This window comes from Pediococcus inopinatus, assembly GCF_002982135.1.
Classification (GTDB): Bacteria; Bacillota; Bacilli; order Lactobacillales; family Lactobacillaceae; genus Pediococcus; species Pediococcus inopinatus.
The window spans coordinates 2,020,534-2,037,125 of the sequence record NZ_CP019981.1; the positions used below are offsets into that span (position 1 = coordinate 2,020,534).

The 16,592-nt window shown below is 38.3% G+C and carries 11 protein-coding genes; 9 read left to right on the forward strand and 2 right to left on the reverse strand.

Features of this window, described 5'->3' with window-relative positions; all coding sequences use genetic code 11:
- The first annotated feature begins 662 nt into the window (after nucleotides 1–662).
- The 3 genes from PI20285_RS10045 (at nucleotide 663) to PI20285_RS10055 (ending at nucleotide 4,633) form a co-directional block, all read left to right on the forward strand.
- A complete protein-coding gene (locus PI20285_RS10045; RefSeq protein ID WP_057775436.1) occupies nucleotides 663–2,036 on the forward strand; it encodes a sugar porter family MFS transporter in 1,374 nt (457 codons plus the stop codon).
- Nucleotides 2,037–2,054: 18 nt separating this feature from the next.
- Nucleotides 2,055–3,203, forward strand: a complete 1,149-nt coding sequence (locus tag PI20285_RS10050) for a glycosyltransferase (RefSeq protein WP_057775434.1) — start codon at nucleotides 2,055–2,057, stop codon at nucleotides 3,201–3,203.
- Between the two features lie 140 nt (nucleotides 3,204–3,343).
- Nucleotides 3,344–4,633, forward strand: coding sequence for an ISL3 family transposase (locus tag PI20285_RS10055; RefSeq protein WP_245080531.1), 1,290 nt, complete (start codon nucleotides 3,344–3,346; stop codon nucleotides 4,631–4,633).
- Nucleotides 4,634–4,704: 71 nt separating this feature from the next.
- Here the strand turns inward: PI20285_RS10055 and nagE are convergent, their stop codons facing one another.
- On the reverse strand, nucleotides 4,705–6,702 hold the full coding sequence (nagE, locus tag PI20285_RS10060; RefSeq protein WP_057775280.1) for an N-acetylglucosamine-specific PTS transporter subunit IIBC: 1,998 nt from the start codon (nucleotides 6,700–6,702) through the stop codon (nucleotides 4,705–4,707).
- A gap of 411 nt (nucleotides 6,703–7,113) precedes the next feature.
- Here nagE and licT point away from each other — a divergent pair, with 411 nt between their 5' ends.
- From licT to efp, 6 genes are all read left to right on the forward strand, one after another.
- Nucleotides 7,114–7,953 carry a BglG family transcription antiterminator LicT gene (licT, locus tag PI20285_RS10065; protein ID WP_057775282.1) on the forward strand — a complete coding sequence of 280 codons (840 nt, stop codon included), beginning with the start codon at nucleotides 7,114–7,116 and terminating at the stop codon, nucleotides 7,951–7,953.
- 93 nt (nucleotides 7,954–8,046) lie between these two features.
- Complete coding sequence (locus PI20285_RS10070; RefSeq protein WP_057775283.1) at nucleotides 8,047–9,948, forward strand: PTS beta-glucoside transporter subunit IIBCA; 1,902 nt, start codon at nucleotides 8,047–8,049, stop codon at nucleotides 9,946–9,948.
- Between the two features lie 14 nt (nucleotides 9,949–9,962).
- The gene (locus PI20285_RS10075; protein ID WP_057775285.1) at nucleotides 9,963–11,405 is read left to right on the forward strand and encodes a glycoside hydrolase family 1 protein; all 1,443 of its coding nucleotides are present in this window, start codon (nucleotides 9,963–9,965) and stop codon (nucleotides 11,403–11,405) included.
- A gap of 140 nt (nucleotides 11,406–11,545) precedes the next feature.
- Complete coding sequence (locus PI20285_RS10080) at nucleotides 11,546–13,375, forward strand: glycosyl hydrolase 53 family protein (protein ID WP_057775287.1); 1,830 nt, start codon at nucleotides 11,546–11,548, stop codon at nucleotides 13,373–13,375.
- 128 nt (nucleotides 13,376–13,503) lie between these two features.
- Complete coding sequence (locus PI20285_RS10085) at nucleotides 13,504–14,151, forward strand: FMN-dependent NADH-azoreductase (RefSeq protein WP_057775290.1); 648 nt, start codon at nucleotides 13,504–13,506, stop codon at nucleotides 14,149–14,151.
- A 303-nt stretch (nucleotides 14,152–14,454) separates the two neighbouring features.
- Nucleotides 14,455–15,033 carry an elongation factor P gene (efp, locus tag PI20285_RS10090; protein WP_057775292.1) on the forward strand — a complete coding sequence of 193 codons (579 nt, stop codon included), beginning with the start codon at nucleotides 14,455–14,457 and terminating at the stop codon, nucleotides 15,031–15,033.
- 84 nt (nucleotides 15,034–15,117) lie between these two features.
- Here the strand turns inward: efp and PI20285_RS10095 are convergent, their stop codons facing one another.
- On the reverse strand, nucleotides 15,118–16,407 hold the full coding sequence (locus PI20285_RS10095) for an ISL3 family transposase (protein WP_245080547.1): 1,290 nt from the start codon (nucleotides 16,405–16,407) through the stop codon (nucleotides 15,118–15,120).
- Between the last annotated feature and the right edge of the window lie 185 nt (nucleotides 16,408–16,592).

Here is a 16,592-nt window from a genome sequence, read left to right on the forward strand (position 1 = left end):
TGAAACCTGATTGAAAGGGATTTTTTTCAATGCGGTACAAAAGCCCTATACGATATTTTGGAAAAATTGAACTTAAATTTGTGATTTAAAAAATATTTGTTTCAATGTAAACTAGGGGGCAACCACTTGCAACCGTCAGGAATCAGTCCTTTGAGGCGGAATGTCACATTAGTGTAAACCGGCAAATTACGCAGATGTAAACCTCTAGTTCCCCCCTTTTAAAATATTAAGTTAATTTGACATTTAATAATGAGCCTCTAATAAGTTTGAATTCAGTGGTCTGAAGGTGGATGTTTTTATGCATATCAAATGGTTTCATGTGTAGTTCTGATTATTATTGGATTGGGATTGTACCCAATTGCCAAGAAAGCAACAAGTGTTTTAATGTTATTTTTTGTTAAGTATTTTCGGTATAATTTAAAAACTATTTATAGATAATCTAAGTTATAGATTGACGATTTTTCAACAAAAGACATACCCAGTGTGGTATGTCTTTTTGTGACAACAGAGATGTTTTATAAGTGGGTTTCGTTGAAGTGTAAAAAAATCAGTGTTACGGTTTATTTGAGCAGAGCTATTAATTATTTAGTCAGGAGAAGATACGTTGTGACACCCCGGCTAAATTACTATGGGTCTTTTTTGTTTTCTAAGGAGTGATTTTTTTGCATCAGAGAACGCGAAATTTGCGTCACACCACTAGTGTAATTACGATTGGTGGTTTGTTGTTTGGCTACGATACCGGTGTTATCAATGGGGCACTGCCATTTATGTCCAGTGCGTCTCAATTGAATTTAAACGCCGCAAGCCAAGGATTAGTATCAAGCATTTTAATTTTGGGAGCTGCCTTGGGCTCGATGTTTACTGGTAAAATTTCTGAAACTTACGGTCGGCATCAAGTTGTTCAATGGATTGCAAGTCTATTCATTGGCGCTAACTTATTATGTGCGTTGGCACCCAATAAAGTTATTTTTATCATTTTCAGATTTGTTTTAGGCTTGGCGGTCGGTGCGGCCTCCGAGGTGATCCCGGTTTACTTATCAGAAATCTCACCGATTAATAAACGGGGCATGGTTGTTACCCGCAATGATTTCAAAATAGTGCTGGGGCAATTTTTAGCCTATTTGGTTAATGCGATTATTGGCGGCCTATTTTCAAACGTCATGTGGATTTGGCGGGTTATGTTATTTATGGCTAGTTTGCCAGCGTGGGTCTTGATTTTTGAAAACCGATCAATTCCTGAAAGCCCAATTTGGTTATGGAAAAAGGGCTATTTGAAGAAAGCTAAAGCAGTTATGCTGAAATATCTTCGCCCTAAAGAAGCTAAGGCGGAGGTTACTGAACTTCAAACTGATCCGGAAGTTGCCTCTCGGGATTTACATTCAGTTGTTTTTTCGGGCAATATAAAACTTCTATTAATTGGGGTCGGTTTAGCAATCGTGCAACAAATTACCGGAGTCAATGCGATTATGTACTATGGGACATTGATGTTGGAAAAAACTGGCTTAACTCGGAGTTCTTCTTTATACGGTATTGTCATCATCGGGATTGTTTCCGTGTTAAGCGTTGGCATGAGTGTTCGAATTGTTGGTCGCTATTTCCGAAGGCGGTTATTGATGATTGGATTGATTGGAAGCACAGCTATTCTAACGGCTTTAAGTATTGTGACTAGAATTCTCAGTGGGACTAGTTTAACGATTGGGGTCTTAATTTTAATTACGTTGTTCTTGATCTGTCAGCAAGGTCTAATTAGCCCGTTAACTTGGTTAATTTTATCTGAATTATTTCCCATCGATATTCGCGATGTCGGTATGAGTGTTTCAACTTTCTTTGTGTGGATAGCTGATTTTGCCGTTAGTTTGATTTATCCAAGCTTAATGGCCGCACTGGGATTGTCATCAGTTTTCCGAATTTTCGCTGGATGCGGATTGTTAGCGATTCTATTTGTATATTTGGCTGTTCCGGAAACGAAGAACAATATGTTGACGAACACTCAGCAGCGTCATCAAACAGTAAAAGGGATTCAAGCGCTGAAATAAATTTAGAGGTGAATTATGATGAAACCAGTTAAAACAGTTACGGCAGATGTACCCCAGGGCGATATTCATGATTATGATTCGATTTTAGATTATTTTAATGATCGACCTGTTAAACAAACCAAGAAAGACAAATACCATTCGATTACGTTTGTGACTACGGGAATTATTGCCTATGATGGTGGTCAAACGACCATGTTACATTTGGGAACGTTATTGAGTAAACAGGGCTATCAGGTTTATTACTTAAGCTACGTTCCTCAAACGGTTCACGAGATGGAACAAAATGCTGAATTTAATTATGAAGGCTATGAAGGTACTTGTTTGGATATGGCACAGCTTGATGTGCATAACTCTGATATTTGGTTGGCAACGCTGTGGGAATCGGCTTATGTGATTAAAAATAAACCGGGGCACAAAATGTACTTTGTACAAGATTACGAACCTTACTTTTATCCATTTGGTGATCGATATCAAATGGCAAAGAAGACGTATGAGCTAGGACTTCATATGGTTTCGCTTGGTCCTTGGTGCGCTAAAATGATTCGCGAAAATTGTAAAGTGACTAGTCCGATTGACGAGATTAATTTCCCAGTTAATTTGGAACAGTATCCCTACCATGCACATGATTTCACTAAATATGAAAATAAAAAAATAATTGATGTTGCAGTTTACACAAAATGGAGTAGTCCACGACGCGCACCAATTGAAATTCAATTAACTTTAAAAAATTGTCAAAGTATTTTGGAAAAGCAAGGATTGAAATTGAAGCTACATTATTTTGGGACTGATAAGGATGCTAAATTTATTAATGGTGAAAACCTTGGTAAATTAACGAAACCAGAAATGATTGACTTGTATAACCGTTGTGATTTCGGGATTGCACCCTCAATGACCAACTTTTCGTTAGTTCCGTTTGAAATGATGAGTTGTGGGTTACCTTTGATTGATTTCAATGAAGGAACTGGTGAATATTTCTTACCAAATGGCGCGTATCTAAAGACTAGTTTCAATGAAAAAGATTTGGCTCAAACCTTTGTACAAGCAAAACAAAATGTCTCAAGGCTTGAAGCAATGGTTCAAAAAGGTGTTTCTCATTTACAATCTATTACATGGAAGCAAACCTTGACCGATTTTGAAAGTATTGTTGATAAGATCTCTGAAAAATAAACAAAAAATTGGCACGTGGATCACTTTTAATCCACGTACCAATTTTTATATACATATCTTATTTGGGTCTACACTTTCTGGTATTGGTGAATAACTGATACCAGTTTTTATTTTGAAAATTAAAAGGACATCTGTCCTCTTTGTGCTACGATTTAATCACCAAACAAAATCGAAAAGAGGAAAAACAGATGTCCCTAACTAATTCTATCTTAAGCTTGTTTGAAATGACAGACCCAAATATAACCGTAACTGGTGTTACCAAGAAACGTTGCCCGAATGGACAACGAATTCATGTCGTTCACGCCAACCTTTCTTATCAGCTTGTGAAATGTCCCCATTGTGGCCATAAAAGTCTAATTAAAAACGGTACCCACGTTAGTCATCTAAGGTTGGGAACCTTATCAGGCGGACGTTATGAAATGCAGCTAAGAAGACAAAGATATCAATGCCAACATTGTTTAAAAACCTGTGGAGCTAAAACTAACCTCGTTAGACGTAATGAAACTTTTACCCACAATGTTAAACATCAGGTCATTGTGCTAGCTCGTGACATGCTGACCAGTAAAGAAATCGCTAAAATTTGTGGCATTTCACCAAGTAGTGTGCAACGTATTTTAAATGCAAATATTCACTTGGCTTACCGTGTTAAGCAACTTCCACCAAATCTTTGTTTCGATGAATTTCGTTCCTGTAATCATCTAATGTCCTTTAACTGTTGCGATGCCGTTAGTCATCGCCGCATTGTGACCCTCGAAGATCGTCTCAGTAAGGATATCATTGATTACTTTGAAGCTCGTTATTCAGTTCAAGAACGTGCGAAAGTTCAAACAATTACTATTGATATGAACGCCGAATATGCCAGCTTTATTCATCGTTTATTCCCGAACGCTGTCACGATTATTGACCGTTTCCACATTATTCAGCTTGCTGGTCGTGCACTAGACAATGTACGTACACGCATTATCCGTACTTTTCAAGATAAGCATTCACGCATTTACCGCATCCTTAAATCTCAATGGCGTTTATTTCATTTGGCAGAAGAGAAAATCAATGACACTAAGCTTATCTATTTACGAGGCATTAACGAGTATATGACCCAACAGAACGCCATCGACCTTGCCTTAGATGAATTTCCAGAATTCAAAACTGTGTATCAAACTTATCAAGGCATTCTAACTGCTATCCACCAAAAGAATGCCACGGGATTTAAAAATTTGATTACCAACTACCAAGTAGCTGGTAATCAAATGGACGTCACCATTTCAACCTTCGTTAAGAACGGCTCAGCAGTGCTCAACAGTTGTCGTTATCCGTATTCTAACGGTCCTATTGAAGGACTTAATCGCAAAATCAAGGTATTAAAGCGTAGCTGTTTTGGTTTTCGAAATATTCATAACTTCTTCATTCGTATCAGTTTAATTCATGAGTAAACAAAAAGCACATTCACCGAAGTGAACATGCCTTCAAAAATCTCTACCAATACAGTTTGACAGAGACCCTCTTATTTTGTAGTTGCTTCTAAGACTTTTGTTTCGGGAGTAACTTGTGCATTGACCATGTTGAACTTCAACAAGGAGACGGCAGCCATATTAGTGATAATGACCATCATTGGCGTTTGTTTACCAGCATCTCTGATTGCTTGTAAATCAACATTAGCAACTAAATCGCCATGCTTGATTTTTTGTCCATCAGTCACTTTCACATCAAATGGTTTACCTTTTAATTCAACCGTATCAATTCCCATGTGCAAGAGGATCTCTAATCCAGAATCAGTGGTGAAACCAATCGCATGTTTAGTTGGAAAGACGGTGGTTACCGTCCCGTCAACTGGCGCCGTAATCTGCCCATTTTTAGGTTCAATGGCAAATCCATCACCTAATAGCTTTTGCGAGAAGGTTGAATCATTGACATCTTCAATGTTCATGTATTGGCCTTCAGCTACACTATAAAATTCGCTTGTGACAGCAGATTTAATGGAAGAATCTACAGCGGGCTTTTCTACAGAATCAGGTTTAGTTTCAGTGCTACTTTCAAGTTTAGAAAGAGGCAGCTTTTCATTGAAGAGTTGGCTTAAGGCGTCTGCGACAAATTGAACTTCAGTTCCAATAATAATGTGCAAATTAACTTTATCTAGTTTATTTAAACCAACGGCACCACTTCGTTTAATGGCAGCTTCGTCAATTTTATCTGTATCTTTAAGTTGCAAACGAAGACGGGTGGTACAGTTATCAACCGCCGATATATTATCAGCTCCGCCAATTGCGACGTAGATTTTTTTTGCCTGGATTGAGTATTTATCATCCTTGTCGCTAGTTTGGATGCTTACCTGAGCATCATCATCTTCATCGGTTACGAGTTCGCGACCAGGCGTCATTAAATTAAATTTTTGAATGGCGAAATTAAAACCAAAGTAATAAATTACTGCCATGACGATTCCTTGTAAAATCAACATCAAAGGATGATTTGCGATCGGATTCTTGAGACTCAACACATAATCAACCAGCCCAGCACTGAATGAGAAACCGGCGGTCCAATGCATGAAGGCGGCAAAGGCCATTGATAGACCGGTAAAGAATGCATGCAAGACATACAAAGGCCATGCCACAAACATAAATGAGAATTCTAAAGGCTCAGTAACTCCAGTAAAGAAAGAAGCAAAGGCCCCGGCCAACATCAGCGAACCAACTTCTTTTTTTCGCTCCGGACGCGCATTTTTATAAATGGCGTAGGCTCCAGCTGGGAGGCCAAACATCATGACTGGGAAAAAGCCGGCCTGATACATACCAGTAACTCCCTTTGGACCTTCATGTGCCAAAAATTTACCGATATCATTAATACCAGCAACGTTAAATAGAAAAACTGAGTTCAAAGCTTGATGCAATCCAGTCGGTACTAACAAGCGATTACAGAACGCATAAATACCAGATCCAATTGGTCCTAAGCCAACAATGAACTTACCAAAGACAACCAAGGCGTGATACAAAGGTGGCCAAACGACTAACAAAACAGCACTAACCGCCAACATGACGATGGCCGCTAGAATTGGAACTAATCGTTTGCCACTAAAGAAGGACAATGCCATCGGGAGCTTTGTTTCATGGAAACGATTATACAAAGCAGCGGCAATTAGGCCGGACATAATCCCAATAAAAACGTTACTGATTGCTGCAAAAGAGGGATCAACTGCAGCAACTTTGGTTCCTAAAAGAGTGGCAACGGAGCTCGTTTTTAGGACATTGGTAGGAATTTCAAAGGCCACAAGACCTGCAAGTGCCGCGGCTCCATCTTTATCTTTTGCCATCCCAAGTGCGGTTCCGACCGCAAACAGTAAGGGTAATTGAGTTAGAATCGCATTACCACCGGCTTGAAGGAAGCGGGCGATAAAACCATTATCGGCCGAAGCCCACCAAAAACCAATTCCGACCAAGAGAGCAGCTGCGGGTAAAACAGCCACTGGCAACTGTAGTGATCGGCCTAATCTCTGAAAATATGTTTTCACAATGAAAGCCTCCTGAAAATAAATGAAAGATTTTGGAAATAATTTCTTTTATTAGTGTAGGACACACAAAATATAAATGCAAGTGGTCATGTTACATAAAGTGACACATACAGGCGCTTATATACATAAATTCAAAATTGGTTTACCTGAAAATCTCGCGATTATAATGGGATTGAAAGCTTGTTTTCCCCATTTAGGGTGAAAATAAAAAAAGATTATGAAAGCGTTTGACATGTGATGTATTCACTGGTAGTATGGATACATTGTCACAATGTTATTACGTAACGGTAAGCATGTGTGATGCGTAACATTAATTGAATATAATAAGGTGTTATCAAAATTTTGAGCATGACTTATTCGCTGTGGGAGTTTTTTTGGCCTAGAGTGGATAAGTCTTTTTAGGTGATTATTGTGAAAATAAAACGCGTTTTAAACAATAACACGGCCATTTCAGAAAATCATGATGGTTTGGATGTTCTATTGATGGGGCCGGGGATTGCATTTGGTAAGAAAAAGGGACAAGAGGTTGATATTTCCAAGGTAGAGAAGACATTTGTTATTAAGGATCAAGACACGATGAATAAGTTCACGGATTTGGTAATTGACGTGCCGATGAACGAGATTTTAATTGCAGAAAAGATTATCAACTTTGCAAAAATTAAGTTAGGTAAGCAACTAAACGAGATCATTTATGTAAACTTAACGGATCATCTGCACACAACGATTCAGAGATATCGCGATAACATTATTTTACGGAATCCATTAAAATGGGATATTGCACGTTTTTATCCAGATGAGTTTGCGGTTGGTCAAAAATTTGTTGAGGTTGTTAAAAGTGATCTCGGGATTACCTTGGAAGATGACGAAAGTGCCTTTGTGGCGTTACATTTTGTCAACGCGGAGACTGAGACTGGTGACGAGCAAAATATTGCGTACGATGTGACGAACATGGTCAAAGAAGTCGAAGATATCGTGAAAAATTACTACCACACAGAGTTTGATGAGAGTTCCTTGAATTATTATCGCTTCATTACCCATTTGAAATTTTTCGCACAACGGGTGCTTCAAAATAAGCATTATGACGATGATGACGACGATCTTTTGAAAACTTTGAAGAAGAAATATGCTGGTCCGTATGAATGTTCTCGTAAGGTCCAGACGTTTGTTCGAGAAAAATATAACTACGAAATCAGCAGTACAGAATTATTATATCTGACGGTGCACATTAGTCGCCTCGTCAAAAACTTATAGGGTGTTATCTTAATTGAGCATGACCTAAGTAGCTTATTTAGCTATTTGGGTCTTTTTTTATCGAAATTTAACGAAAAAGGAAGGTTTTATCTCATGGATTATAAAGATTCAGCAAAACAAATTTATAAAGCAGTGGGTGGAGAAAAAAATATTAATTCTCTGATTCATTGTATGACGCGGCTCCGTTTTCGCCTTAAGGATGAAAGCATTGTCGATGATGATGCAGTTAAAGAAATTCCTGGCGTAATGGGGATTAATCATCAATCAGGTCAGTATCAAGTGATTATGGGAAACGATGTATCCAATTACTATGCTGAAATTTTAAAATTAGGCAACATTAGTACTGGAGACGCAGATCAAACTCCTGATGAAAATCAGGACGACAGTAAAGAAAAGGTTAATTTGTTTAACCGCTTTGCTAACTTCATTTCATCTTGTATGTCACCTTTGATTCCAGCCCTAATCGGTGGTGGGATGATCAAGGTTATCTTGATCTTATTACCACTGTTTGGTTGGTTAAACGAAAAGGGCCAGACCTATGCCATTTTAAACATTTTTGGGGATGCACCATTCTACTTCCTTCCCATTATGTTGGCATACACAGCTGCCCAATATTTTAAAGTCACACCAATGTTGGCGATGACGATTGCCGGAGTGATGATCCATCCCAATTTAATTGCGATGGTAACTGCTGGAAAAGCCGTTCATTTCATGGGACTTCCGGTTACACTAGTTAATTATTCATCTTCCGTTATTCCTATTTTATTGGTTGTTTGGGCAATGAAATATATTGAAATGGGTGTCGATAAGGTTTGTCCGGCGTCGCTTAAGAGTATTTTAAAACCGTTACTTGTTTTGTTTATTACCGGAACGCTAGCACTTGTCTTAATTGGACCAATTGGAACATACGCTGGTAAATTATTGTCAGCAATCATTCTGTTTATCCAAGGAAAGGCTGGCTGGTTAGCAATGGCGTTGATGGCAGCCTTTATGCCGTTGATTGTGATGACTGGGATGCACTGGGCATTTGCACCAATCTTCTTGGCCGCATCAGTTGCATCACCAGATAGCTTGATTTTGCCTGCCATGTTAGCTGCTAATATTGCGCAAAGTGCTGCTAGTTTTGCAGTGGCAATTAAATCTAAAAATGCAAATACCCGTCAGGTTGCGAGTGCTGCCGGAATTTCTGCCTTATTGGCTGGAGTTACGGTGCCAGCGATTTACGGAGTTACTTTGAAATTTAAGAAACCAATGTATGACGCAATGATTTCTGGAGGGGTTACTGGATTGTTCATGGGATTTGTTCACTTAAAATCCTTTGCTTTCGCGGTTCCATCCTTGATTTCACTACCTCAATTCGTCAGCAAAACAGATGGTCAGAATTTAATTAATGCCATTATCGTGGCAATCGTTTCCTTTGTCTTAACGTTTATCCTGACTTGGGTATTTGGATTCGACGAAAAAGTCCCAGCTACGGCCAAAGCAGCCGAAACATCAGATGCTAAAAAAGTTGTCACGAGTGATGTCACTTCAGGTGCTAAAGAAACAAAGAAAGTTTATAGCCCTGTTAAAGGCGAAATGATTAATTTAGAGAGTGTTTCAGATGATACTTTTGCTCAAAAGATGTTGGGTGATGGGGTTGCCATTATTCCAGAAGAAGGCAAGATTTACGCACCATTTGATGGTGAAATTATGACAGTTTTCCCAACAAAACATGCGATTGGCTTAAAGAGTGATACAGGAATTGAATTGTTAATTCATATTGGTTTAGATACCGTTAATCTCAAGGGTGCACCATTTACAGCGCATGTGAAAGATAATGATCAGGTTAAAAAAGGTCAATTGTTGATGGACGTTGATTTGGACGCCATTAAAAAAGCAGGCTACGATATTACTACACCAATCATTGTGACAAATACAAAAGATTTTGTTGAAATTGTATCTAATGAAAAAACAACGGTTACCAATGATGATGTTGCTTTGTATATTATTTAAGGAGGAATCCGATTATGAGTAAATTTCCAAAAAACTTTATGTGGGGTGGCGCAACTGCTGCTAACCAATTAGAGGGTGCCTACAAAGAAGGCGGTAAAGGATTATCAATTGCCGATGCTTTACCCGGTGGTCCAGAAAGATTCAAATTAGTTAACGAGCCCGATTTTGATTGGACGATTGATGAAAAACAGTATACGTATCCAAATCATAATGGAATCGACCATTATCATCGGTTTAAGGAAGACATTGCGTTATTCGCTGAAATGGGCTTCAAATGTTATCGTTTCTCAATTGCTTGGTCACGAATTTTTCCAAATGGTGACGAAGAAACACCAAATGAAGCTGGCTTGAAGTTCTACGACCAGGTCATTGAAACTTGTCAAAAGTATGGTATTGAACCCGTAATTACAATTTCGCATTATGAAATGCCATTAAATCTCGTTAAAAAATACGGAGGCTGGAAGAATCGTCAGTTAATCACTTTCTACGAACGTTTTGCCAGAACTGTACTAACGCGCTACTACAAGCAAGTTAAGTATTGGATGACCTTTAATGAAATTAATAGTGCTCTGACATTTCCAGTGATGGGCCAAGGTTTAGTCGCTTCGAATGGGGCTAATGACAAACAAAATATCTACCAGGCTTGGCATAACCAGTTTGTTTCTGGTGCCAAGGCCGTTAAAATTGGTCATGAATTGGATCCCGATTTGAAGATTGGCTGCATGTTGTTGTATGCCACAACCTATTCATATGATTCAAATCCGGTTAACCAATTGGCAACCCTTGAACAGAATCAAGCATTCAATCATTTTTGTGGAGATGTGCAGGTTCGTGGAGAATATCCTGCCTACACGGAAAAACTGATGAATAAATACGGATTCAGCTTTTCAGACCTAGAGATTGGTGACGATGATTTGGCCATTCTTAAAGCTAACCCGGTTGATTATATTGGCTTTAGCTACTATATGTCGGCTACGGTTGATGTTGCAGATAAAAGTTTAGAGCAAGCTTCTGGAAACTTAATTGGTGGGGTTAAAAATCCATTCTTAAAGGCCAGTGACTGGGGATGGCAAGTCGATCCAATCGGTTTACGGATTGCGTTAAACGAATTGTATAATCGTTATCAAAAGCCGGTGTTTGTGGTTGAAAATGGGTTAGGCGCCGTTGATAAACCAGATGAGAATTTCCATGTTCAAGATGACTATCGAATTGATTATAGTCGCGAACATATTGAAGCAATGGCCGGTGCTGTGGCTGATGGCGTGGATCTGATGGGTTATACGCCATGGGGATGCATTGATTTGGTCAGTGCTTCAACTGGACAAATGTCAAAACGTTATGGATTTATCTACGTTGATTTAGATGATCAAGGTAACGGAACGTTGAATCGTTATAAAAAAGCTTCCTTTGACTGGTATAAAGAAGTTATTGCCAGCAATGGGGAAGATTTAGGATAGCTAACGAAAATAGTTAACGAAATTTTTGATTTCGTTAGCTTTTTTTTGCCTAATGCCTTAATTGTAGAGACTTGACCATCTTTTTTTTAACAGGTACTATTAATTAGTAAGAAAAAAATTTATCTGGGGAGATAAAACATATGCGAAAATGGCGTAAACATCTTGCCCAGGCACTGTTAATTAGTGCCGGGCTTCTAGTTGCCTTGAGTGGCGCAACAACTTCGGTTTTTGCGAATGCTGATGGAACGACGAATGTAAAGAATGACAAAGTGACTGTAAAACCAGTTCATGGCGTAACTTCAAACTCCATTCGTGGGGTGGATATCTCTAGTTTACAGGCTGAATTGAATGCCGGTGTTAAATTTTATGGATACAACGGCAAGCAACAAGACATTCTCCAAACACTAGAAGATTCTGGTGTTAACTATGTCCGATTAAGAATTTGGAATGACCCATATGACAGTGATGGCAACACATATGGGGGTGGGGATGCTACTTTAGCAAATGCTGTAAAAACAGCTAAAGATGCAACTTCACATCATATGAAGGTATTACTTGATCTACAGTATTCTGATTTCTGGGCAGATCCTGCAAAACAGGCTCTTCCTAAAGCCTGGAAGAATTACACATTTGCACAAAAGAAAACCGCTGTTTATAACTACACTGAAAAAGTATTGAAGACAATGAAGGCTGCTGGTGTTAATGTTGGGATGGTTCAAGTAGGTAATGAAACTACCAAGGGTATGATGCAGGAAACAAATCCGGCTAAATACATGCAGTTTATTGCTGAAGGTGTTAACGCTGTTCATAAATATGCACCAGGCGCTTTGGCTGCTGTTCATTACGAATCACCATCAGCATCTTCATTTGCAAAAATTGCTGCTCAATTAAAGACCAATAAAGTTAATTATGATGTCATGGGTGCTACTTTCTATCCACATTGGAATGGTCCTGATTCTAAATTAATTGGGGCTGAAAAGGTAATTACTCAGACTTACAAAAAGAAATTTGCAGTTATGGAAATGAGTTATCCATATACGACTGATGATATGGATGGTCAATCTAATATTGTTGGGTCAATTGATAATCCACCATTTCCAATTTCGGTTCAAGGCCAAGCAAACGCAATTAGTGATACTTGGAAGACCGTTATGCAAAATGGATATGGTAAGGCTCTAGGCGCCTTTTATTGGGAGCCAGCTTGGATCCCAGTTAAAGCTGGCTGGGACAATTATCAATATAACCGGGATGCCAGTGTGAAATACAGTACTGGTTGGGCAACACAATACGCTGCTAAGTACTATGGCGATGCCGGTTACGCCGACGCAGAAGCTAATGTTAATCAGTATTGGGGAGCTTCCTCATATGATAATCAGGCCCTCTTTGATCCACATGGTTATCCATTACAGTCATTGTTAACGTTTAAAAAGATGATTAGTAATAACTACGTTTCAAAGAGCGCTAAAGTTCCTGTTGATCGTTACAAAGCTAAGAAGACTACGGCATATGCGTACACATTCAAAGGCTCAAATGATAACTTTACCTTTAAAAAGGCCTTTGCGGTTAGTTCTTTGAAGGGAACATTCAAAATTGATAAGGCTGAATACGTGGTTAAGGCAGACGGCAAAACATATCTGTATTATCACGTAACCTCTGGTAAAAAGGCTGGCTGGATATGGCATTCATATCTTCAAAAGTGCCCTAACAAAATTACAAAAACTGTGAAAGTAAGTTATAAGCATCATTATGCTGTTAAAAATAAAAAGGGAAATATTTATGGATTCCAAGGCGGATCAAATGATTTCCAATTTGTGACCCTACATTATTTGAAAAATTACCCTAAGACGCATTTTGTTGTCACACGTGTAACTTATGTGAAGAAATACGATGGTAAAACCTACAAGTACTATTATGCTCATTCATTAAATGGCAAAGTACATGGCTATGTTTGGAATGGTTATTTGAAGTAATAGATACTTTGAAGTTCCCACAACTAAAATAATTAGTTGTGGGAATTTTTTATAAAGTGCTTTAATAAATTGATTTGATTAAGTTTGTGGTATCTTAAAGGCATAGAAATTCAAATGGAGATGATGAAATGAGTACTGTGTTAGTGATTAAAGCCCATCCAAGAACTGCGAATGTGGCTAATTCTGTTGTGATTGGTGAACGTTTTGTTGAGGCTTATCAAAGGGCGCATCCTGAGGACCAGATTATTGTGCATGATTTATATGAAGAGGGTGTTCCAGAGATCAATAGCAGCAACCTAGATAGTTGGACAAAACTGACCAACGGAACAACCTATCAAGAGTTGTCTGTAAATGAACAGATTTTGTTAAGTCGGCAACAAAAGCTTCAAGAACAATTTATTCATGCCGATAAATATGTATTTGTTAGCCCAATGTATAATTTATTTATTCCTAATCGTTTGAAAATGTACTTGGATCTGGTGATCGTTTCTACCAAAACGTGGGTAGAAGGCGAACATGGTCCTGAAGGCACGTTGCATGACAAAAAGGCACTTCACATCCAGTCATCCGGTGGCACGTATCATCATACTGACAACGAATTTATGGCAAAACTTGATTTAGGCGATAGTTATTTAAAGGCATTGCTGGGGCAAGTTGGAATAAAGGATTACCAAGGAATTTATTGCGAAGGTAATTCGCATCGTGGTCCTGAAGACATGGCTGCTAATCGTGAATTAATTGCGAAACAGGCGGAAGAGGTTGCTAAAGAGTTTTAAAATAACCAGAAAACGCAGAGAAATAGCTGTGTTTTTTTGTGGGTTCAATTGATTATGAAAGTTACTTTATGAAAATGTTTCACATGAAAACTTTTGCTGGGCATTAATAAGTGCAATAGGCAATGATAAAATCACTCTAATGAGCAGTATCACACGGAAGCGCTTTGCCTTAGCCATTACGTTAGTGTTAAACTAGACAATGGATATTAAAACGAAGGGAAGTCGATCGTATGAGTCCTGGAGCGAGATCGTTTAACGAAGGTAGTTGTAAATAAATTCGAAGTAACACACGAGGAGAAAAATATGATTGAAGCAATAAATCTTAAAGCAGGTATGACATTTGAACAAAACGGCAAGTTAATTAAAGTGCTTGCATCTGAACACCATAAGCCAGGTAAGGGTAATACTGTTATGCGGATGAAGTTATATGACTTGCGTTCCGGTTCAACAGTTGAAAAAACAATGCGTCCTGAAGAAAAAGTTGAACAGGCAGTTGTTGAAACAAAAGATGCCCAGTACTTATACACCCAGGGTGACGTTGCCGTATTTATGGATTTGGAAACATATGAACAATATGAAATTCCAACTGAAAGTATTCAAAATGAAATGAAGTACTTGTTGGAAAACATGAATGTTAAGATTGATTACTTCAATACTGAAGTTATCGGAATCAGTTTGCCAAATACAGTTCAATTGAAAGTAACCGAAACAGAACCATCTATTAAAGGTGCAACTGTAACCGGATCTGGTAAGGCTGCTACAATGGAAACCGGTTTGGTAATTAACGTTCCTGATTTCATCAAGGAAGGCGAAGTTCTTGATGTTAATACGCAAAAAGGAACTTACCTAAGTCGTGCTTCCAAGTTTGACGAAAATAAATAGTAATCAATTTTAAATGGGTCTCTGTCAAACTGTATTGGTAGAGATTTTTGAAGGCATGTTCACTTCGGTGAATGTGCTTTTTGTTTACTCATGAATTAAACTGATACGAATGAAGAAGTTATGAATATTTCGAAAACCAAAACAGCTACGCTTTAATACCTTGATTTTACGATTAAGTCCTTCAATAGGACCGTTAGAATACGGATAACGACAACTGTTGAGCACTGCTGAGCCGTTCTTAACGAAGGTTGAAATGGTGACGTCCATTTGATTACCAGCTACTTGGTAGTTGGTAATCAAATTTTTAAATTCCGTGGCATCCTTTTGGTGAATAGCGGTTAGAATGCCTTGATAAGTTTGATACACAGTTTTGAATTCTGGAAATTCATCTAAGGCAAGGTCGATGGCGTTCTGTTGGGTCATATACTCGTTAATGCCTCGTAAATAGATAAGCTTAGTGTCATTGATTTTCTCTTCTGCCAAATGAAATAAACGCCATTGAGATTTAAGGATGCGGTAAATGCGTGAATGCTTATCTTGAAAAGTACGGATAATACGTGTACGTTCATTGTCTAGTGCACGACCAGCAAGCTGAATAATGTGGAAACGGTCAATAATCGTGACAGCATTCGGGAATAAACGATGAATAAAGCTAGCATATTCGGCGTTCATATCAATAGTAATTGTTTGAACTTTCGCACGTTCTTGAACTGAATAACGAGCTTCAAAGTAATCAATGATATCCTTACTGAGACGATCTTTGAGGGTCACAATGCGGCGATGACTAACGGCATCGCAACAGTTAAAGGACATTAGATGATTACAGGAACGAAATTCATCGAAACAAAGATTTGGCGGAAGTTGCTTAACACGGTAAGCCAAGTGAATATTTGCATTTAAAATACGTTGAACACTACTTGGTGAAATGCCACAAATTTTAGCGATTTCTTTACTGGTCAGCATGTCACGAGCTAGCACAATGACCTGATGTTTAACATTGTGGGTAAAAGTTTCATTACGTCTAACGAGGTTAGTTTTAGCTCCACAGGTTTTTAAACAATGTTGGCATTGATATCTTTGTCGTCTTAGCTGCATTTCATAACGTCCGCCTGATAAGGTTCCCAACCTTAGATGACTAACGTGGGTACCGTTTTTAATTAGACTTTTATGGCCACAATGGGGACATTTCACAAGCTGATAAGAAAGGTTGGCGTGAACGACATAAATTCGTTGTCCATTCGGGCAACGTTTCTTGGTAACACCAGTTACGGTTATATTTGGGTCTGTCATTTCAAACAAGATTAAGATAGAATTAGTTAGGGACATCTGTTTTTCCTCTTTTCGATTTTGTTTGGCGATTAAATCGTAGCACAAAGAGGACAGATGTCCTTTTAATTTTCAAAATAAAAACTGGTATCAGTTATTCACCAATACCAGAAAGTGTAGACCCTTTTAAATTTAAACAGTGAAAGACGATTTCATAAATGGAGTCGTCTTTTTTGTCGTATAATATAAATGTATCCGCTTTCGTAAATAGATAAATAAAATAGATAGAAGTG